26 protein-coding genes and 1 pseudogene are annotated in these 25,563 nt (G+C 72.8%); 10 read left to right on the forward strand and 17 right to left on the reverse strand.

Annotated features, from left to right (window positions below):
- Nucleotides 1-331 precede the first annotated feature (331 nt).
- Nucleotides 332-2,407 carry a prolyl oligopeptidase family serine peptidase gene (locus tag AB0N17_RS38015; protein ID WP_366016256.1) on the forward strand — a complete coding sequence of 692 codons (2,076 nt, stop codon included), beginning with the start codon at nucleotides 332-334 and terminating at the stop codon, nucleotides 2,405-2,407.
- Between the two features lie 40 nt (nucleotides 2,408-2,447).
- Here AB0N17_RS38015 and AB0N17_RS38020 read toward each other — a convergent pair whose 3' ends face one another.
- Entirely contained in the window at nucleotides 2,448-3,254 is an 807-nt protein-coding gene (locus AB0N17_RS38020; protein ID WP_366016230.1) for a restriction endonuclease, read from the reverse strand.
- A 151-nt stretch (nucleotides 3,255-3,405) separates the two neighbouring features.
- On the opposite strand from AB0N17_RS38020, the gene AB0N17_RS38025 reads away from it, so the two are divergent.
- A complete protein-coding gene (locus AB0N17_RS38025) occupies nucleotides 3,406-4,248 on the forward strand; it encodes an RNA polymerase sigma factor SigF (RefSeq protein WP_366016231.1) in 843 nt (280 codons plus the stop codon).
- A 14-nt stretch (nucleotides 4,249-4,262) separates the two neighbouring features.
- Here the strand turns inward: AB0N17_RS38025 and AB0N17_RS38030 are convergent, their stop codons facing one another.
- The 5 genes from AB0N17_RS38030 to AB0N17_RS38050 all read right to left on the reverse strand — a co-directional run bounded on the left by AB0N17_RS38030 (nucleotide 4,263) and on the right by AB0N17_RS38050 (nucleotide 8,376).
- Nucleotides 4,263-4,751, reverse strand: a complete 489-nt coding sequence (locus tag AB0N17_RS38030) for an MSMEG_6728 family protein (RefSeq protein ID WP_366016232.1) — start codon at nucleotides 4,749-4,751, stop codon at nucleotides 4,263-4,265.
- On the reverse strand, nucleotides 4,751-5,647 hold the full coding sequence (locus AB0N17_RS38035) for an SDR family oxidoreductase (protein ID WP_366016233.1): 897 nt from the start codon (nucleotides 5,645-5,647) through the stop codon (nucleotides 4,751-4,753). The genes AB0N17_RS38030 and AB0N17_RS38035 overlap by 1 nt, the downstream gene beginning before the upstream one ends.
- Nucleotides 5,648-5,725: 78 nt before the next feature.
- Nucleotides 5,726-6,178, reverse strand: a complete 453-nt coding sequence (locus AB0N17_RS38040; protein WP_366016234.1) for a hypothetical protein — start codon at nucleotides 6,176-6,178, stop codon at nucleotides 5,726-5,728.
- Nucleotides 6,179-6,269: 91 nt separating this feature from the next.
- Nucleotides 6,270-7,889 carry an NAD(P)/FAD-dependent oxidoreductase gene (locus AB0N17_RS38045; protein ID WP_366016235.1) on the reverse strand — a complete coding sequence of 540 codons (1,620 nt, stop codon included), beginning with the start codon at nucleotides 7,887-7,889 and terminating at the stop codon, nucleotides 6,270-6,272.
- Nucleotides 7,882-8,376, reverse strand: a complete 495-nt coding sequence (locus AB0N17_RS38050) for an SRPBCC family protein (protein ID WP_366016236.1) — start codon at nucleotides 8,374-8,376, stop codon at nucleotides 7,882-7,884. The genes AB0N17_RS38045 and AB0N17_RS38050 overlap by 8 nt, the downstream gene beginning before the upstream one ends.
- A gap of 227 nt (nucleotides 8,377-8,603) precedes the next feature.
- On the opposite strand from AB0N17_RS38050, the gene AB0N17_RS38055 reads away from it, so the two are divergent.
- Nucleotides 8,604-9,611, forward strand: coding sequence for a YihY/virulence factor BrkB family protein (locus AB0N17_RS38055; RefSeq protein ID WP_366016237.1), 1,008 nt, complete (start codon nucleotides 8,604-8,606; stop codon nucleotides 9,609-9,611).
- 62 nt (nucleotides 9,612-9,673) lie between these two features.
- On the opposite strand, the gene AB0N17_RS38060 is transcribed toward AB0N17_RS38055, so the two are convergent.
- Nucleotides 9,674-9,844 carry a hydrophobic protein gene (locus tag AB0N17_RS38060; protein WP_366016238.1) on the reverse strand — a complete coding sequence of 57 codons (171 nt, stop codon included), beginning with the start codon at nucleotides 9,842-9,844 and terminating at the stop codon, nucleotides 9,674-9,676.
- Nucleotides 9,845-9,962: 118 nt separating this feature from the next.
- On the opposite strand from AB0N17_RS38060, the gene AB0N17_RS38065 reads away from it, so the two are divergent.
- The gene (locus AB0N17_RS38065) at nucleotides 9,963-10,388 is read left to right on the forward strand and encodes an ATP-binding protein (protein ID WP_366016239.1); all 426 of its coding nucleotides are present in this window, start codon (nucleotides 9,963-9,965) and stop codon (nucleotides 10,386-10,388) included.
- A gap of 303 nt (nucleotides 10,389-10,691) precedes the next feature.
- Entirely contained in the window at nucleotides 10,692-13,325 is a 2,634-nt protein-coding gene (locus AB0N17_RS38070) for a DHA2 family efflux MFS transporter permease subunit (RefSeq protein WP_366016240.1), read from the forward strand.
- Nucleotides 13,326-13,417: 92 nt separating this feature from the next.
- Here the strand turns inward: AB0N17_RS38070 and AB0N17_RS38075 are convergent, their stop codons facing one another.
- The 4 genes from AB0N17_RS38075 to AB0N17_RS38090 form a co-directional block, all read right to left on the reverse strand.
- On the reverse strand, nucleotides 13,418-14,641 hold the full coding sequence (locus tag AB0N17_RS38075; RefSeq protein ID WP_366016241.1) for an AMP-binding protein: 1,224 nt from the start codon (nucleotides 14,639-14,641) through the stop codon (nucleotides 13,418-13,420).
- Nucleotides 14,642-14,964: 323 nt separating this feature from the next.
- Nucleotides 14,965-15,369 carry a (2Fe-2S) ferredoxin domain-containing protein gene (locus tag AB0N17_RS38080; protein ID WP_366016242.1) on the reverse strand — a complete coding sequence of 135 codons (405 nt, stop codon included), beginning with the start codon at nucleotides 15,367-15,369 and terminating at the stop codon, nucleotides 14,965-14,967.
- Nucleotides 15,366-15,521 carry a hypothetical protein gene (locus AB0N17_RS38085; protein ID WP_366016243.1) on the reverse strand — a complete coding sequence of 52 codons (156 nt, stop codon included), beginning with the start codon at nucleotides 15,519-15,521 and terminating at the stop codon, nucleotides 15,366-15,368. Before AB0N17_RS38085 ends, AB0N17_RS38080 begins: the two co-directional genes overlap by 4 nt.
- Nucleotides 15,518-17,497 (reverse strand): heavy metal translocating P-type ATPase, encoded by a 1,980-nt coding sequence (locus AB0N17_RS38090; protein WP_366016244.1) that lies wholly within the window; start codon nucleotides 17,495-17,497, stop codon nucleotides 15,518-15,520. Before AB0N17_RS38090 ends, AB0N17_RS38085 begins: the two co-directional genes overlap by 4 nt.
- 124 nt (nucleotides 17,498-17,621) lie before the next feature.
- Between AB0N17_RS38090 and AB0N17_RS38095 the strand changes: the two genes are divergently transcribed.
- Together AB0N17_RS38095 and AB0N17_RS38100 are read left to right on the forward strand one after the other, a co-directional pair.
- Nucleotides 17,622-18,005 carry a metalloregulator ArsR/SmtB family transcription factor gene (locus AB0N17_RS38095; RefSeq protein ID WP_366016245.1) on the forward strand — a complete coding sequence of 128 codons (384 nt, stop codon included), beginning with the start codon at nucleotides 17,622-17,624 and terminating at the stop codon, nucleotides 18,003-18,005.
- 4 nt (nucleotides 18,006-18,009) lie between these two features.
- Entirely contained in the window at nucleotides 18,010-18,552 is a 543-nt protein-coding gene (locus AB0N17_RS38100) for a DUF1707 domain-containing protein (protein ID WP_366016246.1), read from the forward strand.
- Nucleotides 18,553-18,573: 21 nt separating this feature from the next.
- Here AB0N17_RS38100 and AB0N17_RS38105 read toward each other — a convergent pair whose 3' ends face one another.
- Nucleotides 18,574-19,467, reverse strand: coding sequence for a hypothetical protein (locus AB0N17_RS38105; RefSeq protein ID WP_366016247.1), 894 nt, complete (start codon nucleotides 19,465-19,467; stop codon nucleotides 18,574-18,576).
- Between the two features lie 199 nt (nucleotides 19,468-19,666).
- On the opposite strand from AB0N17_RS38105, the gene AB0N17_RS38110 reads away from it, so the two are divergent.
- Both AB0N17_RS38110 and AB0N17_RS38115 read left to right on the forward strand, forming a co-directional pair.
- The gene (locus AB0N17_RS38110) at nucleotides 19,667-20,917 is read left to right on the forward strand and encodes an MFS transporter (protein ID WP_366016248.1); all 1,251 of its coding nucleotides are present in this window, start codon (nucleotides 19,667-19,669) and stop codon (nucleotides 20,915-20,917) included.
- 60 nt (nucleotides 20,918-20,977) lie between these two features.
- On the forward strand, nucleotides 20,978-21,541 hold the full coding sequence (locus AB0N17_RS38115; protein ID WP_366016249.1) for a cysteine hydrolase: 564 nt from the start codon (nucleotides 20,978-20,980) through the stop codon (nucleotides 21,539-21,541).
- A 23-nt stretch (nucleotides 21,542-21,564) separates the two neighbouring features.
- Here the strand turns inward: AB0N17_RS38115 and AB0N17_RS38120 are convergent, their stop codons facing one another.
- The 3 genes from AB0N17_RS38120 to AB0N17_RS38130 all read right to left on the reverse strand — a co-directional run bounded on the left by AB0N17_RS38120 (nucleotide 21,565) and on the right by AB0N17_RS38130 (nucleotide 23,942).
- Nucleotides 21,565-22,410 carry an NAD(P)H-binding protein gene (locus AB0N17_RS38120; protein WP_366016250.1) on the reverse strand — a complete coding sequence of 282 codons (846 nt, stop codon included), beginning with the start codon at nucleotides 22,408-22,410 and terminating at the stop codon, nucleotides 21,565-21,567.
- A 103-nt stretch (nucleotides 22,411-22,513) separates the two neighbouring features.
- A complete protein-coding gene (locus AB0N17_RS38125) occupies nucleotides 22,514-23,272 on the reverse strand; it encodes an SDR family oxidoreductase (RefSeq protein ID WP_366016251.1) in 759 nt (252 codons plus the stop codon).
- Between the two features lie 124 nt (nucleotides 23,273-23,396).
- Nucleotides 23,397-23,942, reverse strand: coding sequence for a hypothetical protein (locus AB0N17_RS38130; RefSeq protein WP_366016252.1), 546 nt, complete (start codon nucleotides 23,940-23,942; stop codon nucleotides 23,397-23,399).
- Nucleotides 23,943-24,259: 317 nt separating this feature from the next.
- On the opposite strand from AB0N17_RS38130, the gene AB0N17_RS38135 reads away from it, so the two are divergent.
- A complete protein-coding gene (locus AB0N17_RS38135) occupies nucleotides 24,260-24,415 on the forward strand; it encodes a hypothetical protein (protein ID WP_366016257.1) in 156 nt (51 codons plus the stop codon).
- Between the two features lie 22 nt (nucleotides 24,416-24,437).
- Here AB0N17_RS38135 and AB0N17_RS38140 read toward each other — a convergent pair.
- Both AB0N17_RS38140 and AB0N17_RS38145 read right to left on the reverse strand, forming a co-directional pair.
- A pseudogene (locus tag AB0N17_RS38140) lies at nucleotides 24,438-24,569 on the reverse strand (type II toxin-antitoxin system prevent-host-death family antitoxin); the annotation flags it as partial.
- Nucleotides 24,570-24,635: 66 nt separating this feature from the next.
- Nucleotides 24,636-25,563 (reverse strand): phosphatidylinositol-specific phospholipase C domain-containing protein (locus AB0N17_RS38145; protein ID WP_366016253.1); only part of this gene is annotated, 928 nt, incomplete at its 5' end.

Consider the following 25,563-nt stretch of genomic DNA (forward strand, 5'->3'; position numbering starts at 1 on the left):
TGACCCGGGGCGGCGAGGTGCGGAGCCGGCAGCGGGCCCGGCCGCGCGGGCTCCGGGGTGGGCCGGGGGTTTCGCCCCGCAGGCCGCGGCGGATCGGATCGGTGGCCTGACTTCGCCGGAGCCGGGCTGGACCGGCGGCCCGGCGCCGCAGGTCCTGGAGCAGACCGGCAGCCTGGGTCTGCACGTCCCTGTCGGGACCGGCGGCCCGGTCCCGCAGGCCCCCGGCCGGACCGGCGGCCCGGCCTCCGAGGCCTCTGAGCGGGCCGGTGGTTCTGCCCCGCAGGCCACCGACGGCCGTACCCCCGCCTTCGCCGCCCCCACCCGTGTCCCCCTGCCGGACGCCTCCGGACCCCGCGACGCGACGACGCGGCTCATCGCGCACGCCTGCTGGTACCCCTCGGCCGACCCGGCCGGCACCGAGGCCGCCTTCATCTGCGACCGAGGCGGTGTGCCCCAGCTCTGGGCGGGGCCCGTCGACGGCGACGCGGTGCGTCTGCTCGACGACGGACCGGACCCCGTCCGCGAGGTGTCCTGGTCGCCCGACGGCCGCTGGATCGCCTACACCACGGCCCCCGGCGGCGGCGAGCACACACGGGTCCTGTGCGTGCGTCCCGACGGCACTGACCGGCACATCCTCGCCGGGGCCGAGCCGGGCAGCTCCGCCCACCTGGGCTGCTGGGCGCACGACGGATCGGCGATCGCGGTCACCGTCGCGGTCCCCACCGCCGTACCCGTCGTCGTACCCGCCCCGGACGTCCCGGCGGAGCCCGGCCCCGCCGACCCCGGCCGCCTGCCGGAGCACTGGCAGAGCAGTATGGGCGACGCGGAACTCCTCGGCGCGCCACCTCACACGGATCCCGGACTCGGGCTGCCGTCAGCCCCCAAGACGGTCGAGACGACGGCGATCGGCGCCCCGGGCGACCGGCAGACCGCCCCGCCGGCCGGCTTCGGCGACGGGCTGTCGGCCTACCTCATCGACCCCGACGGCGTGACCGCCCCCGTCCTGCTCGCCGCCGAGAAGGACGCGGCGACGCTCCGCGTGTGCGACCTCAGCCGTGACGGCGGACTCGCGCTGCTGCGCCGGGGACCCCGCGGGCGGCGCGAGGCGTTCGTGCTGCGCACCCGAGACCACGTGACGACCTGTGTCATGCCGGTGGCCGACGGCGACCCGTGGATCGGCGGCTTCTCGCCCCGCGCCGACACCCTCCGGCTGCGCAGCAACGCCCACCGGGAGTTCGCGGTCCTCCTCGTCGCCGATCTCGACCCCGAAGGCCGGCCACGCGGCTGGTCGGTCGGGGCGTCACGCGAGGACAGCGAGCTGGAGCTGCTGCGATGCGCCCACGACGGCAGCGCGACCGTGCTCGCCTGGAACGTCCGGGGCATGAGCGAACTGGAGGTCCTCGACACGGACCCGTCCGGCACGGCCACGGCCCCCGCAGGTCCGCCCCGGTCCGTGTCCCTGCCCCACGAAGTGGTCACCCGCATCGCGGACGCCGGCCCGCGGCTCCTCCTGGCCCTGTCGGGGTCCCGGCGCCGCCCCGGCATCTGGTGGCTGCCCGAGGGCGTGACCCCGGTGCGCACCCCGTGGTCGTCACGGGACGAGGACGCCGTTCCCCCGGGCCGGCCTCCCGTGCGGCCGGTCCCCCTCCGTCCGAACGCGCGGGACGGGCTGCCGCTCAACGGCTGGTACTACCGTGCACCGGGGCGCGGCCCCGGCGAACCGGCCCCTTGCGTCATCCATCTGCACGGCGGCCCCGAGGACCAGGAGCGCCCCGTCCTCTCCCCGCTGTACCACGAGATCCTGGGGCGCGGACTGGACGTCTTCGCCCCCGACGTGCGCGGGTCGTCCGGATACGGCCGGTCGTTCGTCGACGCGGACCTGGGAAGGGGCCGGTTCGCCGCGCTCGACGACGTGGCGGACTGTGCCGCCCACGCGGTGCTGGAGGGCCCGGCCGATCCCTCCCGGCTGGCGGTCATGGGCCGCTCGTACGGCGGCTACCTCACGTTCGCCTCGCTGGTCTGGCACCCGGACCTGTTCCGCACCGGGGTGGCCGTGTGCGGCATGTCCGACTTCGGGTCGTTCTTCGCGGGCACCGAACCCTGGATCGCCCAGTCGGCGGCCCACAAGTACGGCCACCCGGTGCACGACCGCGAGCTGCTGCACGCCTTGTCCCCGATGAGCCGCATCGACGCGCTCCGCGCGCCGGTCCTCGCCGTGCACGGGGAGCACGACACCAATGTCCCGCCAGGGGAGTCGGAGCAGTTCGTACGGGCGGCACGCGAACGTGGTCTCACCGCCGAACTGCTCACCCTGCGCGACGAAGGGCACGACTTCCTCCGCGCGGACAACCGCCGGCTCTTCCGCCGTGCCGCCGCGGACTGGCTGCAGCGGCACCTGACCGGATGACCGGTGGAGCGGACCGGGCGGCGCGGGCTTCGGCGCGGGCTCAGACGCCGGTCCGGTCCCACGGGCTCGGGCCGCCGCCTTGGCACCATGCCTCCAGGTCGGCGCCGTTCACGCACAGGATCCCGCACTCACGGGCGTACTCGAGAGCCGGCGCGGTGAACTCGCTCGTCGTGACCACCGCCGCTATGTCGGCCTGGTGGATGGTGAAGCACGTCCCCCCGAAGCGCTGTACGTCCTGGGAGCCCACCTTGTTCCCGTCGCCGTACTGCTTGCACTGGATGACCACGCGCCGCCCGTCCGGGGTGAGGGCGACGACGTCCGCGCCCAGGTCCCCGGCACCGCCCACCACTTCCACGTCGCTGCAGGCGTCACGGACGCACAGCTCGGCTATGGCGCGCTCGAACCCGTCGGGGTCGAGTTCGGCGCAGGAGAGCATCAGGGTGGGAGCGTTTCCGCTTGCGTCGACGTCCGGCGCGACAGCGGCTGGCACCTCCTCCTGATCGACGGGACGTTCGCCGGGCGTGTCCGGTGCGGGCGCCACCGGTGCGCCCAGACTGTCGGACGCCCTTTCCGCAGCCTCCTCCAGCGCGCGGGCGGCCCGGCGCGCCCCGCGCGCGGCGGAGAAGCGCCGCCACCTCGACCGGCCCGCCAGCCCGGCCGCGACGGCGAGCACCGCCAGCACACCGGCCCAGACCGGACGGTGCACGACGACGTGGGCGGCGGTGCGCACGACGAAGGCCAGGACGCACATCAGCACGGCGAGCAGCAGGAAGAACAGGGCGGTCGTGCGCAGGTCGAAACGCCTGTCGTCCCTCGTACGGCGGGACGGGCGCGCGGGTGCGGTCATGCAGGCTTCCTTCCGGTCGGAGACTCGATGATCATTTGTCCCCGCATCGGGTTTCGAAAAGCCAGGCATGCACGTGCCGGGTCGGGGTAGGCGGTTGATCGTCGGTCAGGGACCGACCGGGGCGAGGCCGATCGACAGGGAGGGGCGCATCATGACGACGACCGTGAAGTCTGCCGGGCAGGCAGTGGATGTTCCGGAGATCGCCGACCCGTCCCAGGTGGCGCCGAAGGACGCGCGGGAGCTGTCGAAGGTGTTCTTCGACAAGCTCGCGGTGCTGGAGGAGGGGACGCCGGAGCACCAGTACGCGCGCAACACGCTGATCGAGATGAACATGTCCCTCGTCCGCTACGCGGCCGGCCGGTTCCGCAGCCGGGGCCCGGAGGAGATGGAGGACATCGTCCAGGTCGGCATGATCGGCCTGATCAAGGCGATCGACCGGTTCGAGCTGACCCGCGAGGTGGAGTTCACCTCCTTCGCCGTGCCGTACATCGTGGGCGAGATCAAGCGGTTCTTCCGCGACACGTCCTGGGCCGTGCACGTCCCCCGGCGGCTGCAGGAGGCCCGTGTGCAACTGGCGCGCGCCAAGGAGGAGCTGAGCAGCCGGCTCGGCCGGACGCCGACCACCCGGGAACTGTCCGAGCTGATGAGCCTGCCGGAGGACGAGGTCGTCGAGGCCCAGCTCGCCTCCAACGGCTACACCTCCGCCTCCCTGGACGCGGCGATCAACGGCAGCGAGGACGGCGAGTCCGCACTGGCGGACTTCATCGGCGACGAGGACGCGGCCCTCGGCCTGGTCGAGGACTTCCACGCCCTCGCACCGATGATCGCCGCACTCGACGAACGCGACCACAAGATCATCCACTGGCGGTTCGTCGAGGAACTCACCCAGGCCGAGATCGGCGAACGCCTCGGCGTCTCGCAGATGCACGTCTCGCGCCTCATCAGCCGCCTTCTGGCCCGCCTGCGCGAAGGGATGCTCGTCGACGACTGCTGAGGCGCCGCCGTTGTTCAGGCGTCCGGTGTCACCCCGCCGCCCTCCCGGTCCGAGGACGGCCACACATAGGGCAGGTCGTCCGGTACTCCGGGGAAGGCGTCGGCGTAGACGTCGTGGTCCTTGCGGACGAGCGCGGAGCGGTGGCTGCGGTGGAAGGCCTCGTCACCGAGCCACGGCGGGAGTTCCCCGGCGGCGGCGAGAGCGGACTGGTCACGTACGGCGGCACCGGGGCGGCACCCGGCGTACCCGGCGACCAGAGAAGCGGCGCAGCTGTCCTGGTGCCCCTGCTCCCGCCACACCCGGCAGACCTCGAGGCCGTAGCGGACCAGCGCCTCCTCGTAGCCGCGCCACATCCGCACGGCCGGATGCCGGCGCCAGCCGTAGCCGGGGACGGTCAGTCCGCGCAGCACCTGCAGCGCCTCGACCCGCTGTTTGCCCAGGCGCCGGCGGTCCAGCAGCAGGGCGGAGCGCCGGAAGTCGGGATCGGGCAGGAAGGTCTGCATCAGCGCCGTCCAGGGGCCGGGGCACGCCGTCTCGCCGCGTCGTCCGCGTGACCGCCGGCACCCAGCAGCCCGGTCGGCGCGAGACTTCCCTCGGCCTCAAGCCGGGACAGGTCGCGCCGGGACACGCGCAGCACGACGGGCGGCAGGGCGGCACGCACCGGCTGCACCAGCCGCAGCCAGCCGGGCGCGTACACGGCGGTCCTGCGGCGCTCCATGCCGCGCACGATCCGCGCGGCGACCTCCTCGTCGCCGCGGACACGGCGGGCCGGCGCGGGCATGTGGCCGCGCAGTTCCCGCAGCACCGCATGACGGTCGGCGTCCCGGATCATGTCGGTGTCGGTCCAGTTCAGGTAGGCGATGCCCACGGCGACGCCGCTGCAGGCCACCTCCGCGCGCAGCGCGTGCGCGAACGCCTCCACGCCGGCCTTCGACGCACAGTAGGCACTCATCAGGGGAGCCGCCCCGAGCGAGGCGAGGGAGGCGATCTGCAGGTAGTAGCCGGCCGTGGCCCGCAGGTCCGGCAGGAACGTCCGCGCGGTCTGGGCGCTGCCGGTGAGATTGACGTCGACCACCCGGCGCCACTCGGCCGGGTCCGTGGCGGCGAACGGGCCGCCCTGCGCGACACCGGCGTTGCCCACGACGACGGACGGCGGTCCGAGCCGGCGCCGCACCTCGTCGGCGGCCTCCCGCAGTGCCCGCAGGTCGGTCACGTCCGTCTCGACCGCGAGCGCCGGTGCCGGCAGCCGGCCGGCCAGCTCGTCCAGCAGGTGCCTCTCGTGCCCGAGGAGGGCGGTACGGGCCCCTCGCCGGGCCACCTCGTGCGCGAGCGCGGCTCCCACGCCACGGGCGGCACCCGTGACGACGACGGTCCGGTCCGCCAGGGGACTGTTTCGCACGACCTCCGCCTTTCGCTCTCAGGCACTGCCCCGGCCTCGGCCTCGCGGACGCCGGGCGCGCGCCGGTCCGCGCTGCCGTCAGGTCTCGGTGGCCGGGGGACACGCCGTGTGGTCGGGATGGCCCGGGGTGCGCCGGGCCTCCTTCATCTCCGCCTCGTACAGGTGGTCCCGCCCCTGGGCGAGTTCCCTCACCGCACTGCGCTCCAGCTCCTGGAACGGGTGGTAGTAGGTGTCGTTGTAGGCCTCGACGACCTGGAACGTCCAGTAACCGGGAAGGACGTTGCGGCCCACGATCTCGTCCTCGATCTTCTCCGCCCACTCGGGGTGCCCGGCCTCGCGCAGCAGGCGCACGGCCCGGTCCAGTTCCAGGTCGGCGCCGCCGGTGAGCTGGTGGAAGCTGTACAGATGCCCACGGGCCCGCTCGGTCATCTCCAGTGCCTTCGACAGCGACCCGAGGGCCTCGACGGTGATGTCGTCGACGCCCGGGGGCCGTCGGTGCCGGCGGTCGGGTCCGTCCTGGTGGTCGTTCATGGGCACTCCCTGGTGCGGTCGGCCGGATGCCGTCTGTCGTGTTCTGCCCGCTGTGCCGCCCGGCCGGATGCGGCGTCGGCAGGCGCGCGGATCAGCGTTTGCGTCCGGTGCGGTCCCGGCGGGTGAGGAGGCGCTGGGCACCGGCGAGACCGGGCGCCCGGGAGGCGTGCAGGGCGGCGCGGGCCGCGTTGGCGCCGGGGCCGCCGTGCACCCCGCCCCCGGGGTGGGCGCCGGCGGAGGCGAGGAAGAGACCGGCGACGGGCGTCTCCGGGCGTCCGGTGCCCGGTACCGGGCGCAGGACCAGCTGCTGGTGCATCGCGGTCGTACCTCCGTTGATGGCACCGCCCGGGAGGTTGGCGTCGAGCGCCTGGAGGGTGGGCGGCGCGAGGACGCGCCGGGCCCTGATGCGGCCGCGGAAGCCCGGGGCGAAGCGTTCCACCTGGCGCTCCACCCGGTCGGCCATGCGCTCCTGGTCGTCCGGGCCCCAGGCGCCGGTGATGCCCTGCTCACCCGCGTCGGCCCGGATGTCGTGCGGGACGTGCGTGTACGCCCAGGCGGACTCCGTGCCGTCGGGCGAGCGGGACGGGTCCGCCGTGGTCATCTGCCCGAACAGGGCGAAGGGCCGGTCGGGCACCTGGCGCATGGCGATCTGGGCGGCGAAGCGGGTCAGCTCGTCCACACCGTCGGCCAGATGGACGGTCCCGGCCCCCCGGGCCTGCTCCGCCCGCCAGGGCACCGGCCCGTCGAGCGCCCAGTCCACCTTGAAGGTGGCGAAGTCCCACTGGAACCGCCGCAGATCCTCCATGACCTGCGCGGGCAGGTGCTCGGGTCCGACGAGTTCCCGGTAGAGGGCGGGCACGGCCACGTCGGCGAGCACGGCCCTGCCCGCGGGCACCGTCTCACCGGAGCGGGTGCGCACCGCGACCGCGCGACCCCCGCGGACGGCGACCCGCTGCACCCGTTCCTCGCACCGGATCTCGCCCCCGCGCCGGCGCAGCCGCCGGACCAGCGCATCCGTCAGCGCGCCGGACCCACCGACCGGAACGGGGAAGCCGTAGGCCTGTCCGAGCATCGACATCAGCCAGCCGAAGCCGCCGCTGCCGGCCGACTCGGGCGCGAGGTCGGCGTGCAGGGCGTTGCCGGCGAGGAGGAGCCGCCCGCCCTCGCCCCGGAACTCCTCCTCGCCCAGCCGGCGCACCGGCAGGACCAGGGACCGCGCCGCGCGCAGACCGCCCGCCGCACGCAGCGCCCACAGCAGCCGGGCCGATGCCCTGACCGGCGGGAACGGCGTGAACAGAGCGTTGAGCAGATCGGGGCCCACCGTCCGCCACAGCTCGACCAGGCGCCGCCAGGCCGCTCCGTCGCCGGGCGCGAACGCCTCCACGGACGCGGCGGTGGCGTCGACGCGCCGGTCCAGTACGGCGCACCGGCCGTCGCTCAGCGGGTGGGCCAGCACCTGCGGTGCGTGGCTCCAGCGCAGCCCGTGCTCCTCCAGGCGGAGCGTGGACAGGATGGGGGAGGCGGCGGCCAGCGGATAGAAGGAGCTGAACAGGTCGCTGACGTAGGCGGGATGCACGCCTCGGTCGTGACGGACCGCGCCCCCCGGCTCGGGCTGTTCCTCCAGCACCAGGACGCTCCAGCCGGCATCCGCCAGTACGTTGGCGGCCACCAGCCCGTTGGGGCCCGCTCCGATCACCACCGCGTCAGGCATCTCCGGCTCCCCGTCCGCCGGCGGCCTGCCGCGCGGACGCCCGGCGGCGCCCGTCCTCCCCGTCCTCGCAGCACCGGGCCAGCCGGGCGAGCATGGAACGGTGGCGCACCTGGATCAGCGCCTCGACACCGAGGTTGTGCAGGGCGGCTCCGGCCCCTTGCAGCGGGTGCTCGTCGACGATGACCAGACAGTCTTCGCCCCAGGTGCGCAGCTCGATGGAGAAGCGGGCCGTGCCCAGGAAACCCGCGAGGATCTCCAGTTCCAGGCCGCGGCCCGGCCGGCACTGCCGTACGACCGTCTCGTTGCCGACCCGGAACGGTCCCAGCCGGATCTCGTAGGCGAGCGACGCGTCCTCCTCGGGCCACCGGCCGCTCTTCGGCCGCGAGGCCCCGGTGCCCACCACCCACTCGGCATAGCGGTCGCCGTCGGCGAGGACATCCCACACGGTGGCCGGGTCGGCCTTGATCAGACGGTGACGGACCGCCATGTGCGCCTCCTGGCCCTGAGGGGACACGGGCCTCACCGAGTGCCCAGGGACCGGCGAACCCACACAGGTCACCTCCTTGGCCCGCCCCGGGGCGCATTCCGGCCACGTTTCCGCGTCGTGGCGCAGGGTGATCGCGGACGGCGGTGTGGGAAACCGGGACCGGGGCACGGGAAGGACGAGGCGTTCCGCTGACGCGCGGACTCGCACCCGAGGGTGTGGGAGGGCACATGGACGTGCTGGCCCGGCTGGACCGATACCAGAGACGGCACCGGTGGGCGGGGGTGCCGCTCGCGGTCGTCTACAAGTTCTTCGACGACCAGGCCACCTACCTGGCCGCACTGATGGCCTACTACGGCTTCGTCTCGCTCTTCCCGCTGCTGCTGTTCCTCGTCGCGGTCCTCAGCGCCGCCCTGCACGGCAATCCGCAGCTGCAGCACTCGATGCTGCACTCGGCGCTGGGCGAGTTCCCGGTGATCGGCGACCAGCTCGGCCACAACATCCACTCGTTCCACGGCAGCGGCGCCGCCGTCGCGGTAGGTGTCGCCGGCAGTGTGTACGGCGCCCTCGGGATCGCCCAGGCGGTCCAGCACGCGCTGAACAAGATCTTCGCGGTGCCCCGGTACGCCCGCCCCGACCCACTGCGCTCACGGGCGAGGGGCCTGTACTTCCTGCTTCTGCTCGCGGCCGGCCTGTGCCTGACGACGGCACTGTCCACCGCCGAGTCCGCCGCCACGATCTTCGGCACACGCCTGGCCATCGGCATCAGGGTCGCGGTCGGGGTCGTGGCCATCGCGCTGAACGCCGCCCTGCTCCTGCTGAGCTACCGCCTCATGACCAGACGCACGCTGCCGCTGCGCGTGACGTACGGTCCGGCCCTGGGAGCGGCGTGCGCCTGGCAGGCACTGCAGTGGGGCGGTTCGTACTACGTCGAGCACGTGCTGCGCGGCACCACGGCGACCTACGGGATGTTCGGCATCGTGCTCGGCCTGCTCGCCTGGATCTACCTCGCCGCCCTCGTGTACCTCGTCACGGCGGAGATCATGGCCGTACGCTGCCTGCGGTTGTGGCCCCGCAGCCTGCTGACACCGTTCACCGACCGGGTCCACCTCGCCGCGGGCGACGTGCGCGCCTACCGTTCCTACGCGGCCACGGAGTCCTTCAAGGGCTTCGAGAAGGTCTACGTCCGCTTCGGCGAGCCCCCGCCGCCGGCCGTGGGCGACAAGGGACCTCCCTGACACGGGTGCGGGGCCCGGCCATCAGATGGCCGGGCCCCGCAGCGTCGAGCGGTGCCGTCGGATCACCACCGATACCAGCGGCCCCGGCTCCCGCCGGTCGTCGTGGAACGCATGACGAAGCCGAGCAGCCACACCACGAGCACGACGACCGCGACCCACCAGAGGATCTTGAGGGCGAAGCCGGCGCCGAAGAGAAGCAGGGCCAGAAGCAGAACGAGAAGCAGGGGAACCATAGTTATCAACCTCCTGACCGCCGATTTCCCTGCGATCCTCGCTTCATTCACCAGGGAATCCTTGTTTATCCAGGGGTATGCGGGGCATTCGGGAGACTGGACCAGAGGGGGCCTCACAATGGACGGATCGTCCCTCCGCGCGGTGGGGTGGGCACGCTCACTGCCGCTCGACAGCGAGGTGAAGTCGGCGCGGGACTGGGCGCGTGCGCACCTGGAATCCCTGGGGTGGACCACCAGCGCACCCGAGACGGTGGACGCGGTCCTGCTCGCCGTCTCGGAACTGGTCACCAACGCCCACACCCACGCGCACAGCAGCGCGCAGCTGATCCTGACGTGGGACAACCGGTGCCTGCACATCGCCGTCCACGACGACTCCAGCGAACTGCCGGCGCCCCGCACGCCGAGCACGGAACGCACCGGGGGCCGGGGACTGCTCCTCGTCGATGCCCTGGCCGACGAGTGGGAGGCGCGCCCCTGCCCTCGCGGCAAGACCGTGATCGCCTGCTTCCGCCCGCCCCAGTCACCCGGGTCGGCGGACCACTGACCGGCGCGGGCCCCCGGCCCGAACGGCCCCGGCGGCCTGTACGCCCCGGCGAAGCCCCCCGACAGCGACCGCGTCGCGATCACCTGCAGCCGCCCCCCGCGCGGGCGGCGGACGTGCGGTAGAGCCGCTCCGGCCAGGCCCTACACTTACTTGGTAGCCGCAAGCAACGGAACATGGGTGACGACCGGCGCAGCACTCGCCCCGTCTGCTGAAGCGCCTCGACGACGACCAGGTGGACAGCACGTACACGGCCTCGGAGCCGGGCAGAGCCCGGGGCGAGGCGAACCAAGGAGATTCGCACGCATGACCATGTCCGCGTCCCCGGCCCGTGGGGGAACCGCAGGGATAGCCGCGTCGCCACCACCGGCCGGCAGGCTGACGCACCGCCAGATCATGACCATCCTCAGCGGCCTCATGCTGGGGATGTTTCTCGCGGCGCTCGACCAGACCATCGTCAGCACCTCGATCCGCACGATCGCCGATGATCTGCACGGCCTCAGCGCGCAGGCGTGGGTCACCACCGCGTATCTGATCACATCGACAATCAGCACGCCGCTGTACGGAAAGCTGTCCGACCTCTACGGCCGCAAACCCTTCTTCCTGGCGGCCATCACGATCTTCATCGTGGGCTCCGCGGCCTGCTCGTTCGCCACCTCGATGACGGAACTGTCCGCTTTCCGGGCGTTCCAGGGCATAGGCGCGGGCGGTCTGATGTCGCTGGCGCTGGCGATCATCGGTGACATCGTGCCGCCCCGTGAGCGGGCCCGGTACCAGGGCTACATGCTCGCGATGTTCGGCTCCTCCAGCGTGCTCGGCCCGCTGATCGGCGGTTTCCTGGCCGGCCGGGGCAGCATCCTGGCCATCACCGGCTGGCGCTGGGTGTTCCTGGTGAACGTGCCGGTCGGCATCGTCGCGCTGTTCGTCGTGGCCAAGGTGCTGAACATCCCGCACACCCGGCGCGACCACCGCATCGACTGGTGGGGCGCGCTCACCATCGCCGTCGGCGTGGTGCCGCTGCTGCTCGTCGCCGAGCAGGGCCAGGACTGGGGCTGGACCTCCACGAAGGCCTACGTCTGCTACGCCGTCGGCGTGGTCGGTCTGATCGCGTGGGTCCTCGTCGAACGGGCCATGGGCGAGGAGGCCCTGATCCCGATGCGGCTGTTCCGCAGCGCCGTGTTCAGCAAGATGAGCCTGCTGTCCGTGCTCATCGGCATGGGCATGTTCGGCGGAATGATGATGGTCCCGCTGTACCTGCAGATCGTGAAGGGCGTCAGCCCCACCAAGTCGGGTCTGCTCATGCTTCCGCTGATGGTCGGGATGATCGCCGGGACCATCGTGGTCGGCCGCATCATCCAGAAGACCGGCAAGTACAAGATCTTCCCGATCGTCGGCAGCGCGCTGATCATCGCCGCCATGCTGCTGTTCCACTACCGGGTCCAGTGGGACACGGCCCTGCCGGAGACCATGGCCTACATGGCGCTGTTCGGCATCGGCCTCAGCGGCTGCATGCAGATCCTGACCCTGGCCGTGCAGAACGCCGTCGAGCCCAAGGACATGGGCGTGGCGACCGCCTCGGCCACCTTCTTCCGGCAGATGGGCGGCACCGCCGGTACCGCGATCTTCCTGTCGGTGCTGTTCAGCACCGTCGGCGACAAGATCAGCTCCGCCTTCCGGTCCGCGTACGAGACGCCCGCGTTCCGGGCGGCGCTGCACGACCCCGCCGTCCGCGCCAACCCCGCGAACGCGCCGGTCCTCGAGATGTTCAAGCACCCCCACGCGGGCCGCGGGAGCGGTTCGAGCGTGCTCGACGACTCCTCCTTCATCCAGCAGCTCGACCCGCGGCTGGCGCAGCCGTTCAAGGCCGGGTTCACCGACTCGATGCAGCTCGTCTTCCTGATCGCCGCGGCCGTCATGGTGCTGGGCTTCCTGGTCGCCGTGTGGACCAAGGAGGTGCCGCTGCGCAAGGTCTCCGGACTCGAGGCGCGGGCCGCCGAGGAGGGCGGTGCCCCGTCTCCGGAGGCCGTGGAGGCGGCCGCGATCACCACCGCGGCGACCACGGCCGAGCCCGTCGCCGACGCGGCCGCGGCGGGCGCCGGGTCCGCCACCGGTGGCACCGGGCCCGTCGCCCGCCCGGCCGCCGACCGGTTCGAGCCGGTGGACGGCACCCCTCGGTACGGCGTCCGCGGCCGGGTGCTGGACGGCACGGGGGCACCGGTGTCCCAGGCCGTGATCACCCTGATCGGTGTCGACGGGCGACAGCTCGGCCGTGCCGTGAGCGGCGCGGACGGCGGCTACACGCTGTCCGTCACCGGCCCCGGCACCTACGTCCTGATCGGCGCCGCCGGCGCCCGGCAGCCGCAGGCCGTCACGGTGGTCGTCGGCGAGGAGCCGGTCGAGTGCGACCTCGCGCTCAGTGGCACCGTCGCTCTCACCGGTTCCGTCCGTGACGCCGCCGACGGACGTCCGCTGTCCGGCGCGCTGCTGGTCGCCACCGATGTGCGCGGCGAGGTCGTGTCCTCCGCGACCTCGGACGCAGAGGGTGCCTTCGTCCTCGCCGAGCTGGTCACCGGCAGCTACACGCTCGTGGTGAACGCGCCCGGACACCGCCCGGCCGCCCTCCCGGTCGACGTCACTCCGGGGGCGACGGAAGCCTGCGAGATCCGCCTGGAACCCGGTGCCCGGGTCCACGGCGTCATCACGACCGCCACCGGCCTGCCGCTCGGCGACGCCAAGGTCACGCTGCTGGACTCGGCCGGGAACGTGGTCGGCGGCGCCGTCACCGGTTCCGACGGCGCCTACGGGTTCACCGACCTCGCCAACGGCGAGTACACGGTCATCGCCAGCGGCTATGCCCCGGTCGCCGCGTCACTGCGCGTCGACGGCAGCGGCACGACCGACTTCGACCTCGAACTCTCCCACGAGGACCCGTCCCGGTAGCGGGCGCGGACGGCGCTCTGCGGGCCCCCGGCCGACTTCGGCCGGGGGGCCCGCGGCACATCGGCCGGGCTGGGTGCCGGAGCCGGGCGGCCTCAGCGCCGGTCGAGGCGCCCCGTCACCGCCAGGTTGCCGTCCGGGGTGCGCCGTGCGACACAGCCGGTGCGGAAGTAGCCGTCGGGGGTGAAGCGGCGTGCGTTCAGGTCGGGAGCCCGGAAGTAGCCCCGCGGGGTGTACGGACCACGGGCGAGGAGTTCGCCGGGATCCCCGTCCGGTACGTCGTTGCCGTCGGTGCCGACGATGCGGATCTCGTCGTCCGGTGAGAGCGGGCGGCCCTGCGTGGTGAGGACGGTCTCCTCGGGATCGCCGGGCCGGGTGAGCGTGAGCAGCCCCTCGGCCGTGCCGAAGACCTGCTGCAGGCGACAGCCCAGTTCGGCGCTCACGCGGGCGCCCACGCGTGCGGCGGCAGCCGGCTGCGGGGGCGAGCCGGTGAGCTGCAGCAGACGCAGACTGCTCAGGTCGGACCGGACCGTGGTGAGCGCGTCGAGCCAGAGCCGGGCGTCGGCGGGGGACAGCGAGGTGAGGGTGACCCGCTCGCGTGCGACGACCGGAAGGCATGCGGCGGGGTCCGGGTCCTCGGCCAGGACGACGGTGCCGCCGACCGAGAGGGTGCCGACGATGCCGGGGCAGCCGAAGGTGAAGTTGTGTTCGGCGGGCAGCGCGGCGAGGTACACGTCGTCCTCGGTGAGCGACACCAGTTCGGCGGCGGCCCGCGCCTGGTAGGCGTAGTCGTTGTGGGTGCGCGGAACGAGCCGGGGTGCCATGGCGGTGTCGCCGGAAAGCAGGAAGAACGCCACCTGGTCGGCGCTGTGGGCCCGCGCCCGCTCGGGCGGGGAGTCCAGGGAGCCCAGCGGGAAGTAGTGGCAGCCCGACACGTCGGTCGTGAGGCCGCCGTACGGGGACGCGGTGCCCGGCGCCTCATAGGTGAACGCGCGGCGCGGAAACGGCCCTTGGGCCGCGATGTCCGCGACCATCGCCGTGTGGTCGAAGCCCTGGTACGTCGAAGGGCCGACGTGACCGACGGCCTCGGCGACCCGCACGACGTGGGACACCTCGGGCGTGCGGTGCGAGACCGGGCAGAACACGGGGACCGCGCCGACGCGCATCAGCGCGAACACGGTGACGACGAACTCGGGAACGTTCGGCAGCTGGACGACGACCCGTTGCCGGGGCCGGAGGCCGCGCAGCTGGAATCCGGCGGCCATGCGCTCCACGCGCCGGTTCAGGTGCGCGTACGTGATGCGGGTGTCGCCGTGCACGAGCGCGGTCCGCGGCCCGTACCGCTGTGCCCATTCCCGCAGCAGGTTGTCCAGCGTGTTCCACGCCAGTGCCCGACCGCCCAGTAGCGGTCGACGAACACCTCGGGCCAGGGTGTACAGCCGTCCAGCATCGATGTCATGCGCTCCGCCCCCTTCTCGACCCTGGTGATCCAATCCGCCGCCCCCGGCACCGGCAATGCGCTGTCCCGACCACGGACGCCCGACTCCCTCGGCGGAAGGTCCAATGAGCGCCGCCGACCAGCGGCAACGGGCGGGACCATGAGCGCACCGATTTTCTGACGGGCGAGGTGAACCGTGTCCGGTCAGTCGTCGACGGCCCGGCGGACGCGGCGGGAGGGGGAGAAGGCGTACAGGTCGAGTACACCGGGCGGGTCCACGAGCCCGGGACCACCGGCTTCTGCCCAGGCGGCGATGTCCTCGGTGGCGTCCGGGTCGTTGACCAGACCCAGCCACACCGGTCGTCCGCCGGCGGCCCGGCCGGCGGCGGAAGGCTGAACGACGACGACGTTGGCGTGCTCGCAGGCGTCCAGGCAGTCGGTCACCCGTAGCTGCGCGGTGCCCTCCAGCGCGCGTCGCAAGCCGGCCAGCTGAGCGGCATGGTCGACACCGGGGACCTTCCCGGTGCCGCAGCAGCAGCCCCGGCAGACGGTGACGGTGCAGCCGGCGGCCCCGGAGGCGGGGGCGGACCTGCGGGCGCGGCGGCTCATCGGGCATCACCGGCGCCGCCGCCGTCCGGCCAGGTGCGGAGCCGGCCCGCGATCACCGGAACGTCCGCCTCGGTCCACTCCCGCACGGTCCCGCCCTCCTCGGTCGGATGGGCCACCGGCGGCATGCCGGGGCCGTCGTGTCCAGCGGTCACCGCACACCCTCCGTACGGACGCGGCGCCAGGCACCGTCGGCGAGCAGCCGCAGGCCGTTGAGACCGACGATGACGGTGGAACCCTCGTGCCCGGCGACCCCGAGCGGCAGCGGCAGGGTGCCGGCCAGGTCCCAGATGACCAGGCCGGTGATGAACACCGCGGCGATGACCAGGTTCTGCACGACCAGGCCGCGCGCTCGGCGGGAGAGACGGACGACGGCGGGGACGGCCGCCAGCTCGTCGCGCACCACGACCGCGTCGGCGGTCTCCAGGGCGAGGTCGGAGCCGGCGCGGCCCATGGCGATGCCGGTGTGGGCGGCGGCCAGCGCCGGGGCGTCGTTGACGCCGTCGCCGACCACCAGCACCTTCCGCCCGGCCTGTTCCAACTCCCGCACCGCGCGCACCTTGTCCCGCGGCAGCAGCCCCGCGCGGACGTCCGTGATACCGGCCTCACCGGCGAGCCGGGTGGCCGCGCGCGGGTTGTCCCCCGTGACCAGCACCGGGGGAGTGCCCGTCAGCCCGGCCAAGGCCGTGACGGTGGCGGCGGCCTCCGCACGAAGCCGGTCGGCGACGCCCAGCACCCCCACCGGCGTGCCGTCGAGGGTGACCAGCACGGCGGTGCGGCCCTCCTCCTCCAGGCCGGCGGCCACGGCGACGGCCGGGTGGCCCGCGTGGGCCTCCAGCAGGCGGGCGGGGCTGCCGACCGCGACCGCCCCGCCCGCCACGGTGGCCGTCACGCCGATGCCGGGGGCGGAGCCGAAGTCCCGCACCACCGGAATGTCCAGGGCCCGGGTGCGGGCGGCGTCCACGACCGCCCGGGCCAGCGGATGCTCACTGGGGTGCTCGGCCGCGGCCGCCAGCCGCAGCAGCTCGTCCTCGGTCAGCCCGGAGCCGGTCAGCGGCCGGACGTCGGTCACGCGCGGGGCGCCCTCGGTCAGCGTGCCGGTCTTGTCCAGGGCGACCGCGTCCACCTGTCCCAGACGCTCCATGACCACAGCGGACTTCACCAGCACTCCGTGCCGGCCCGCGTTGGCGATGGCCGACAGCAGCGGTGGCATGGTGGCCAGTACGACGGCACAGGGCGAAGCGACGATCATGAAGGTCATGGCGCGCAGCAGCGTGGACCGCAGGTCGGCGCCGAGGACCAGCGGCAGGACGAACAGGGCGAGGGTCGCGGTGACCATGCCGAGGCTGTAGCGCTGTTCGACCTTCTCGATGAACAGCTGGGTGGGGGCCTTCGTCTCGGAGGCCTCCTGGACCATGGCCACGATCCGGGCGATCACCGAGTCGGCCGGGTCGCGCTCGACCCTCACCCGCAGGGCGCCGGTGCCGTTCAGGGTGCCGGCGAAGACCTCGTCACCCTCCTGCCTGGCCACCGGCAGGGGCTCGCCGGTGATGGTGGCCTGGTCGACCTCGCTGACCCCGTCCAGGACCCGGCCGTCGGCCCCGATCCGCTCACCGGGCCGTACGAGCACGGTGTCGCCCACGCCGAGCCGCTCGGTCGGTACGGTCTCCTCGGTGCCGTCGTCGGTGAGCCGGGTGGCAGTCGTCGGGGCAAGGTCGAGCAAGCCGCGCACCGAGTCGGCCGTGCGGGCGGTGGCGATCGCCTCCAGAGCGCCGGAAGTGGCGAAGATGACGATGAGCAGCGCACCGTCCAGCACCTGCCCGATCGCCGCCGCCCCGAGCGCGGCCACCACCATCAGCAGGTCCACGTCCAGGGTCTTGCCACGCAGGGCCTGCAGACCGGCCCAGCCCGGTTCCCAGCCGCCGCTGACGTAGGTGAGGGCGAACAACGGCCCCCACGCCCAGCCCGGCGCGCCGGTCAGGTACGGCGGCAGCGCGAGCAGGAACAGCACCAGAGCCGCGGCCGCCCAGCGGGCCTCGGGCAGCGTGAAGACCCCGCTCCTGCGCAGTGGCGCCAGGGCTGCACGCGGGGCGTCCCCGGGTGGGGCCGGGCGGGTCAGAGTGGAAGACATCGACACGGTCCCTCGAAACGATCCCTTGAAGTGACACGACGGCGGACGGCGTCCGACCGGACCACCGTAACAGGAACGAATGAACATCGATTCATGTGTTCATGGCGCGGCGTACCATGTGCGCATGGGTCACGGAGCCGCACCACCTTCCCGTAACGTTCCGCGCGCACGCCTGGACGCGGCCGGCGCCGCCAAGGTCGCCACCACCCTCCAGGCCCTGGCCACCCCCTCCCGCCTGCTCATCCTCGCCCGCCTGCGCGAAGGGCCCCTGCCCGCGACCGAGCTGGCCGCCGAGGTCGGCATGGAGCAGTCCGCCTGTTCCCACCAACTGCGCCTGCTGCGCAACCTCGGCCTCGTCACCGGCACCCGCAACGGCCGTTCGGTCGTCTACGCCCTCTACGACAACCACGTGGCCGAACTTCTCGACCAGGCCCTCTACCACGTCGAGCATCTCCGCCTCGGCCTGAGCGACGCCGCACTGCCCATGGCCGACGCGGCACTGGAGTGAGCCGGTGACCTCTGCGCAGGAAGATCCGTTGGCCCCGCTCGACGAGGACGACCGCGAGACAGCCGTCCGGCGTCTGCGAGACGCATACGGTGATCAACACATCTCGCACGAGGAGTTGGGCGAACGTCTCGACCGGGTGCTCACCGCCACGACGCATGGTGACCTCGCGTCGGCTCTGGTCTCACTCCCGGAGAAGCATCCGGGCACGACGTCGACGATCGCCGCCGCGGGCGGGCGGATCGACCGGCGAGGCCCATGGCGGGTACCGCGGATCCTCAAGGTCGAGTCGGCCTACGGAAGGGTGCGCCTGGATCTGTCCCGGGCGGTCATCGACCATCCCGTCGTCGACATAGAGCTGCAGCTCGGAACCGGCGGAGCCAGAATCACGGTGCCTCACGACGCCGTCGTCGACGTCGAGGGCGTGCGCACCACGTGGAAGGACCTGCGATACAAGGCCCCGCGACGTCTCCGCCCCGGCGGTCCGAAGATCCGCATCTCCGGGACCATGGGCTTCGGACGATTGAAGATCCGCCACGCCCGCCGGTGAGGCTCTCCCGCCGGCAGAGCGCTACGTGCGTGCGGTGGCCGGGACGGCGCGGTCGCGCAGGACGAGCAGGGTCCAGCCGCGGCCGGCCGGATCGAGTGGTCCGGTCGCGGCGGTGAAGAGTTCCGCGGCCCTGCGGTAGGAAAGCCGCCCTCGGCCGGTCACCGGGCAGCGGTCAGCCGCCGGCGTGGTGGCCGGGGCCCGGCGGTCGGTGACGAACACCGGCCCCGCGGTGCGACCGGCCAGCAGCAGGGGCAGCAGGCGCGCCGTGCCCGGCCCCCAGCCCAGGGCGCCCGCCGCACGCTCCCTGGTGCGCCGACCGGGCAGGTCGAGGTGGTCGATGTCGAGGGCGAGGACCCGTTCGACGGGGGCGCGCGACTCGTGGAGCAGGTGCCACAGAGTCAACTCCCTGAGCGGCGCCCGCAAGGCGAGGACGGCGCGGGCCCGGTCCGGGCCGACGGCGGTCTCCCGCACCGCCGTAGGGGCATCGGAGAGCACAAGTGCCGCGTCGGAAAGCTGCGTTGCCGGTTCCAGGCGGATGGCGGGGTCGGTGGCGATCCACCCTCGCGCCAGCCACCACGCCGTAGCCGACCGGAGACAGGCCAGTTCCCGGGCCACTGTGCGTGGTTGCGCGGCGGACGCGCGGTCGGCCAGTCCGCGTTGCAGCCGCTCCGGGGCCTTGGGGGCGTCGAGCACGGCGAGCGGAACGACGGGCGGACGAGCGCCCCTGCGCTCACGACCGATCGGGGCCCGGCGGTCGACCAAGGGCCATGCCCACCCGTGCAGTGAGATGCGGTAGACACGGAGGGAGGCGTTGCCGAGACCGGCCGCGGTCAGGTAGCGGTCGACGGCGGCGCCGTATTCGACCGGCGCCGGGCGAAACGCGCCGCCCGCGCCGTCGACTTGCCGCTTACGCATGTGAGCCACCCGCAGTAAATGAGCGTCGTGAAGACTGTCGTGTTCTCGGGTAACTGACCTTACCACCAGTGATGTTGCAGTAAACGCAGCCCATTTACTGCGCCAATTCAAGCGGAAGTGAAATGATTCCAGAAAGGCGCGAATTTCTTTCCTGGAAGTGCTTGTAAGGAATGCGATGGTGGAGGAATAGTGCAGCCCCATGACACTCGGCACTCGCCCTCCTGCCGCAGCCAGGGTCCGCTCGACCGCTCACCGTCTGCGTGCGCTGCGGCACCACCGGTTCCGCCGTTTCCTGGTCGGCCAGAGCACGTCGCTGCTCGGCTCCGGGATGAACACGATCGCTACGACCTTCGCCGTGCTGCGGCTGCCCGGCGGTGGGGCCGACGCCGTCGGGGTGGTGATGGCGGCCCGGATCCTCGCGGTGCTGGCGGTACTGCTGCTCGGCGGCGTGCTCGCCGATCGGATCGGACCCCGTGCGGTCATGCTGACAGCGGATGCGCTCCGGTTCGCCTCGCAGGGTGCGCTGGCCGTGCTGCTCCTGACCCACAGCGCGAGGGTCTGCGAAGCGGTGGTACTGGCGGTGGTCCTGGGAATCGGCGAGGGAGGGTTCGGCCCGGGCCTGACGGCTCTGGTGCCCGATCTCGTTCCCGCGGACGAACTCGCGGACGCCAACTCGCTGCTGCAGATCACCCAGGCTGTGGCCTCGGTCGCGGGACCAGGGCTGGCCGGTGTGCTCATCGCGGTGTCCGACGCGGGCACAGTGGTCGCTGTCGACGCCGTCAGCTATGGCGTGAGCGTCCTGGCCCTGGCCGGGCTGCCCCTGTCGCGGTCGGCCGCGCCCCGCCGCGGACTGCTCACCGAACTGGGGCGCGGCTGGCAGGAGTTCACGTCCCGGACATGGCTGTGGGTCACGACCCTCCACATCAGCCTCTTCAACTTCGCCCTCTGGGCGCCGTTCCTGGTGCTGGGGCCGGCTCTCGCCCAGCAGCGGCTCGGTGGCGCGGGCGCCTGGGGGCTGGTGCTGGCCCTGTACGGCATCGGCTCCATCGCCGGGGGCCTGGCGCTCCTCGGCCGGAACCCCGGCCGGGCACTGGCCTGGTCCGTGGCCGCGTCCGCGGGCTGGGCGATACCGGCGGCCGCACTGGCCGTGAGGATGCCGCTGGCCTGGGTGGCAGCCGCCGCACTCCTCGCGGGGGCCGGGGCAGCGGTGTGCAGCACCCTCGTGACGACGGTCATCCAGCGCGACGTACCCGCCGAGGTCCGCGGCCGTATCGGCGCCTTCGACAGCCTGGGCGCCTTCGCTCTGGGGCCGCTCGGACTGGCGCTGGCCGGGCCCGTCTCCGGGGCCGTGGGAGCGGAACGGCTCCTGGGACTCGGTGCGCTGTGGCAGCTGACGGCGGTCGGGGTGGTGCTGGCGCTCCCGTCCGTGCGACGACACGACGCGCGGTGACGGTCGCCGCTACGGTTCCCTCCGGACGTGCTCTTTCCCGATGCAGAAGGGATCGCGGACATGGCCCACAGCGCCCTCCTCGTGATGGACGTGCAACGCGACATCGTGGACATCGCCGATGACGGCTCCGAGTACGTGCCGCGCCTGCGCAGGGCGATCGACGGCGCTCGGGCGGCCGGCATCCCGGTGATCTACGTGGTCATCGGACTGCGTCCCGGCCATCCGGAGGTCAGCACGCGCAACAGGGTGATCAGCGCCGCCGCGCGGGCCGGCCTCTTCACCGAGGGGGAACCCGGCACCGGGATCCACCCCGGGATCGCGCCCCGGCAGGGCGACGTCGTGGTCACCAAGCGTCGGGGGAGCGCCTTCTCGGGCAGCGACCTCGACATGGTGCTCAGGGCTCGCGGTGTCGACAGCCTCGTTCTCGCAGGCATCGCCACCAGCGGTGTGGTGCTGTACACCCTCTGCCAGGCAGGCGACCTGGACTTCGCTCTCACCGTCCTGTCGGACGCCTGCCTCGACACCGACCCCGAGGTCCACCGGATGCTCACCGAGAGGCTGTTCCCGCAGTGGGCGGACGTCGTCACCGTCGACGACTGGCTGAACGCCGTGACACCCCGGTAGCCGCGGTGTCCGGACCGTTCGGCTCAGCGGAACCCGTCCGCGTGCTCTTGCGCCCATGACCGGAACGTGCGCGCCGGCGCTCCGGTGATCTCCTCCACCGTCGACGTGATCACGTGCGATTCAGGTCGCGTCTGCGCACTGGCCAGCAGGGCCTCGACGAGAGCGGGCGGCCTGCCGTCGGCGAGCATCTGCTGACGTGCGGCCTCCACCGGCACCTTCTCGAAGCGCGTCGGCCGGCCGATCGCTTCCCCGATCAGCCGTACCTGCTCGGCTCTGCCGAGCACCTGTGGGCCGGTCAGGACGTGTTTCCCGCCCGAGTGTCCGCCATCGGTCAGCACACGTACCGCGACGGCCGCGACGTCGCGCTCGTGAACCACCGCCGTTGCCGCGATGTCGGGGCCGCGGACGACGTGCCCGGCGCGGATCTGCTCGGCCCAGCCCCGTGCGTTGGAGGCGATGGTGTTCGACCGCAGGAAGGTCCACTCCATGCCGGACCCTTCGATCAGGCGCTCCATGTCGGCGTGGAGCTGGTTGATCGGGTCGGCCTGCCGTTCGGTGCTCTCGTTCACCCCGGACGACGAGAGATAGACGATGCGGCGGGCATGCCGCGCAATCGTCTCCAGCACGGCGGGAGCGTGTTCGGCCGTGAGGAAGGGCCAGATCAAGAACACCGTGCCGGTGCCGGTCAGTGCCTCCTCCAGCGTGTCCGGCCGGGACAGGTCTCCGCCTACGACCTTGGCTCCCGCCGGCAGTCCGGCCCTCTCGGGATCACGCGCCAGCGCACGTACGGAGCCGCCACGGGCCAGAAGCTGGACGACAACTTGGCGGCCCACATTGCCGGTTGCGCCGGTCACGAGGATCTCACTCATGATCGGGTCAGCCGCGGCCCCGCCCGGGATATTCCGGTCCGCGAGCAGACGGACCGCGCCTCGACCCCTGCCCCCCGCGGAACCGGACCCGGCGCTTTCGCCGTCAGTCGGTGAGTTGCTGGCCGCCGTCGATGTCGTAGGTCGCGCCGGTGAGTGCGGTGTTGGTCATGAGGTGCACGGCGAGGGCCGCGACGTCGGCAGGCCCGACGACGCGGCCGATGGGCAGCGTCTCGCGCAACTTCTCGCGGCGGGCATCGAGTTCTTCCCCGAGGAGCCTCGCCGACAGCGGCGTGTCCACGAACCCGGCGGCGATCAGGTTGACGCGGATCGGCGCGAGCTCCAGTGCCAGGCCCGCGGTGAACGCGGGCATCGCGGCGGTCACCGCCGGCGCGATCCCGAGCCCGGCCCGGACCCGCCGCGCACCGGTGCCGCCCAGGAGCAGCAGCGTGCCGCCGGGGCGCACCGTGTCGACGCAGTGTCGCGCGACCTCGAGTGCCACCACCATGTGGTCGCTGATCGCCCGGCGGGCCCGCTCGGCGTCCAGATCCAGCAGGCGGCCGTACGACGGGCCTCCGGCCGTGACCAGTACATGGTCGACCGGCCCGGACAGCTCCTGGAAGAACCGCGCGACCTGTGCCGCGTCGTGAGCGTCGAACGAGGCGGTGCTCACCGCGTCGACCTCCCTCGCCGCGGTGCGCAGCCGATCGGCGTTCCGGCCGGTGATGATCACGTCGGCGCCCTCGGCGCGGGCGTGTCGGGCGGTCGCCAGCCCGATGCCCGCGCTTCCCCCGATGACGACGAGGGTCTGCCCCAGCAGGGCCGGGTCTCGGGGGGCGGGGGCGGCGGATGGCTCAGAACTCATGTGTCCTCCTGCGGGCTGGAGGTCGACGACAGGATCCTCGGCGTCGGCGTCGACGTCGGGAACGACGCCGGCGAGCATGGACTTGAAGCGCGTGCAGGGGGACCGCGTCCAGCCGCCTCAGCGGTCAGTCCTCGGCCTGGTCCTCCGGTCCGGCCGTGTCGCCGATGGCGACGCGCAGGTCGTGCATGCCTTGCAGGATGTCGATGAGGGCTTCTTCCGCCCCGCTCAGGGCGTGTCGCGTTCCCTCCGTATCGCCGCGATCCGCGTGCAGCTGGGCGCCGAGCGTGTACACCGCCGTCATGACGGCGGCGAAGGCGGCCTCCCGGCCGGGTGGCAGCTCTTCCGCCTCGGGTTCGGAGAACTGCAGCGCGGTGCGCTGCAGCCTGTTCGTCAGGACGTTGACCGCGAGCCCGGGATCGTCTCCCAGCTGTTCCCCCCAGCCGTGCAACGTCTCCAGGACGTCCTCGACCTCCCCTTCCTCGGTCAGACGGGTCGCGGCGGTGATCTCGAGCTCCGTTCTGGCCAGCAGACCGCCCAGCAGGTGCAGACGGTCCTCCTCCTGCGTCCCCTCGGGTCGCTTCTCCGGCTCGGCCACCGGCTCACCCGCCAGAGCGGCCAGCGCGGCGCGGATCTGCTCAGCACTTACCGGGCGCTTGCTCCTGTTGCTCACGCCCTCAGCTTCACCCAGCCAGGGCGTCGCCGCCCGCGCAGACACCTGACTTCCCCAGCCCGCGTGGGCCGGACGAGTGAGCGCGGGGTGAGGTGGACCGGCGACTTCGAGGACACCCCGGCCGTGGTCCACCGAGGCAGCGAACAATCGATCACGTTCGCCCCTTCGAGTGAAGATCGACATCGGCTCTCGGCGCTGGTTCCCGCCGGCCACGACGCCCCACCCGCGACGCCCCACCCGCGACGCCCCACCCGCGACGCCCCACCCGCGACGCCCCACCCGCTACGCCCACCCCGCCTTCGACAGGAGAACCGGTCGTGGGGGAGTGGCACCCGCTGCGCGACGCCGAAACGCCGGCGCGGCTGGAAGAGCAGGCGATGCACGGGCGCCAGGAGTGCATGGGGCCGAAACAGTCGGCGGCCTTCGCCGAGTTCCTCGCCCGTCAGGCACCCCTCGGCGAGGAGCACCGCTGACGGCCCAGTACTCCAGTGCCGCCAGTTCGGCCGCCGGCAGGAGCACCCGCGCCGGCTCGCCGTCCACGGTGAGCCGGACGCGCTCGCCGGTCTCCTCGACCTCGGCGACGAGCCGCTCGAACTCGGGCTCGCCTCCTATCAGTTCGATGTCCATGGGCACCGAGGTCACCCACGCCGTGCAGCGGGGACCGCGCCGCGCGTGGCCGCCTCGTCGTCGGCGTTACGACCCTGCGGCGGCGCCGGTGGAGTTGTGGGCGATGACGGCGTCGATGAGCGGGCCGCCCGGCCAGTCCATGCCGATGACGCCGGTGTGACCCGAGGTCGTGTGCAGGTAGTCGAGGAGTCGCTGGTTCATGCCCTGTTCGCCGCCGTAGCCGTTGGCCACCTGCGTGTAGGTGGCGCCGAAGGGGGGACAGCTGGCGGAGAGCCCGGTGCCTCCGAGGGTGTTGGTCGTGTCGGCGGTGATCTGCTGGAGGCTCGCGGTGACCAGCGACCACCGGGTGTCCAGGTTGCACTCGGTCCACGGGATGAAGGGGGTGGAAAGCCAGTGTGAGAGCCCGAATCCGTCGTACACCTGTCCTCTGGGGCCGCTGAAGCCGGTGAGGACGATGTGGCCGCGTGCCTGGCCCAGGGTGGGGGTCTCGGCCGTGCCGGTGCCGGTCACCGTGGGTGCGTAGAACAGGCCGGGGTAGCGGGCCAGGTAGCCGTTGAGGATGCGGATGCGGTCGGCGCCCGTGGCGTCGGCCGGGTCGTCCACGCACTTGCCGATCTGCGGGCCGCCGGTGCCGCCCTCGGTGGTGTCGCCGTCGCACTCGCCGTGCAGGCTCATGAGCACGGTCTCGCCCGGGTGGGCGGCGAGGAAGGTCCGGGTCTTGGTGAGGACGTCGTCGAGGTTGGCGTTCTGGTAGACGTTCGTGTGGTGGATGGCGAACGCCGTGTTGCCGTTGACGATGCGGACGCGGATGTCGAGGGAGCGGATACCCGCGTTCAGCTGCGCGGTCAGGCTGTCCGCGCTGTCGCCGTGGTTCTCCTGGGTCTGGTAGTACCAGGGGGCGAGTCCACCGTGGACGGCCATGGTGTCGTGGGTCCCCGGGATCGACATCCGTCCCAGACCCGTGGAGTCGGGCAGCCGCCCCATCCAGTCGGGG

The organism is Streptomyces sp. NPDC051133, assembly GCF_040682635.1.
Lineage (GTDB): Bacteria > Actinomycetota > Actinomycetes > Streptomycetales > Streptomycetaceae > Streptomyces.

Bases quoted from the DNA above. Each gene is read 5' to 3' on its own strand.
- AB0N17_RS38020 (WP_366016230.1), bottom strand. From the start codon at position 3,254: ATGACCGCACCCGCGCGCCCGTCCCGCCGTACGAGGGACGACAGGCGT.
- AB0N17_RS38025 (WP_366016231.1), top strand. From the start codon at position 3,406: ATGACGACGACCGTGAAGTCTGCCGGGCAGGCAGTGGATGTTCCGGAG.
- AB0N17_RS38030 (WP_366016232.1), bottom strand. From the start codon at position 4,751: ATGCAGACCTTCCTGCCCGATCCCGACTTCCGGCGCTCCGCCCTGCTG.
- AB0N17_RS38040 (WP_366016234.1), bottom strand. From the start codon at position 6,178: ATGAACGACCACCAGGACGGACCCGACCGCCGGCACCGACGGCCCCCG.
- AB0N17_RS38045 (WP_366016235.1), bottom strand. From the start codon at position 7,889: ATGCCTGACGCGGTGGTGATCGGAGCGGGCCCCAACGGGCTGGTGGCC.
- AB0N17_RS38050 (WP_366016236.1), bottom strand. From the start codon at position 8,376: ATGGCGGTCCGTCACCGTCTGATCAAGGCCGACCCGGCCACCGTGTGG.
- AB0N17_RS38055 (WP_366016237.1), top strand. From the start codon at position 8,604: ATGGACGTGCTGGCCCGGCTGGACCGATACCAGAGACGGCACCGGTGG.
- AB0N17_RS38060 (WP_366016238.1), bottom strand. From the start codon at position 9,844: ATGGTTCCCCTGCTTCTCGTTCTGCTTCTGGCCCTGCTTCTCTTCGGC.
- AB0N17_RS38065 (WP_366016239.1), top strand. From the start codon at position 9,963: ATGGACGGATCGTCCCTCCGCGCGGTGGGGTGGGCACGCTCACTGCCG.
- AB0N17_RS38070 (WP_366016240.1), top strand. From the start codon at position 10,692: ATGACCATGTCCGCGTCCCCGGCCCGTGGGGGAACCGCAGGGATAGCC.
- AB0N17_RS38080 (WP_366016242.1), bottom strand. From the start codon at position 15,369: ATGAGCCGCCGCGCCCGCAGGTCCGCCCCCGCCTCCGGGGCCGCCGGC.
- AB0N17_RS38090 (WP_366016244.1), bottom strand. From the start codon at position 17,497: ATGTCTTCCACTCTGACCCGCCCGGCCCCACCCGGGGACGCCCCGCGT.
- AB0N17_RS38095 (WP_366016245.1), top strand. From the start codon at position 17,622: ATGGGTCACGGAGCCGCACCACCTTCCCGTAACGTTCCGCGCGCACGC.
- AB0N17_RS38105 (WP_366016247.1), bottom strand. From the start codon at position 19,467: ATGCGTAAGCGGCAAGTCGACGGCGCGGGCGGCGCGTTTCGCCCGGCG.
- AB0N17_RS38110 (WP_366016248.1), top strand. From the start codon at position 19,667: ATGACACTCGGCACTCGCCCTCCTGCCGCAGCCAGGGTCCGCTCGACC.
- AB0N17_RS38115 (WP_366016249.1), top strand. From the start codon at position 20,978: ATGGCCCACAGCGCCCTCCTCGTGATGGACGTGCAACGCGACATCGTG.
- AB0N17_RS38120 (WP_366016250.1), bottom strand. From the start codon at position 22,410: ATGAGTGAGATCCTCGTGACCGGCGCAACCGGCAATGTGGGCCGCCAA.
- AB0N17_RS38125 (WP_366016251.1), bottom strand. From the start codon at position 23,272: ATGAGTTCTGAGCCATCCGCCGCCCCCGCCCCCCGAGACCCGGCCCTG.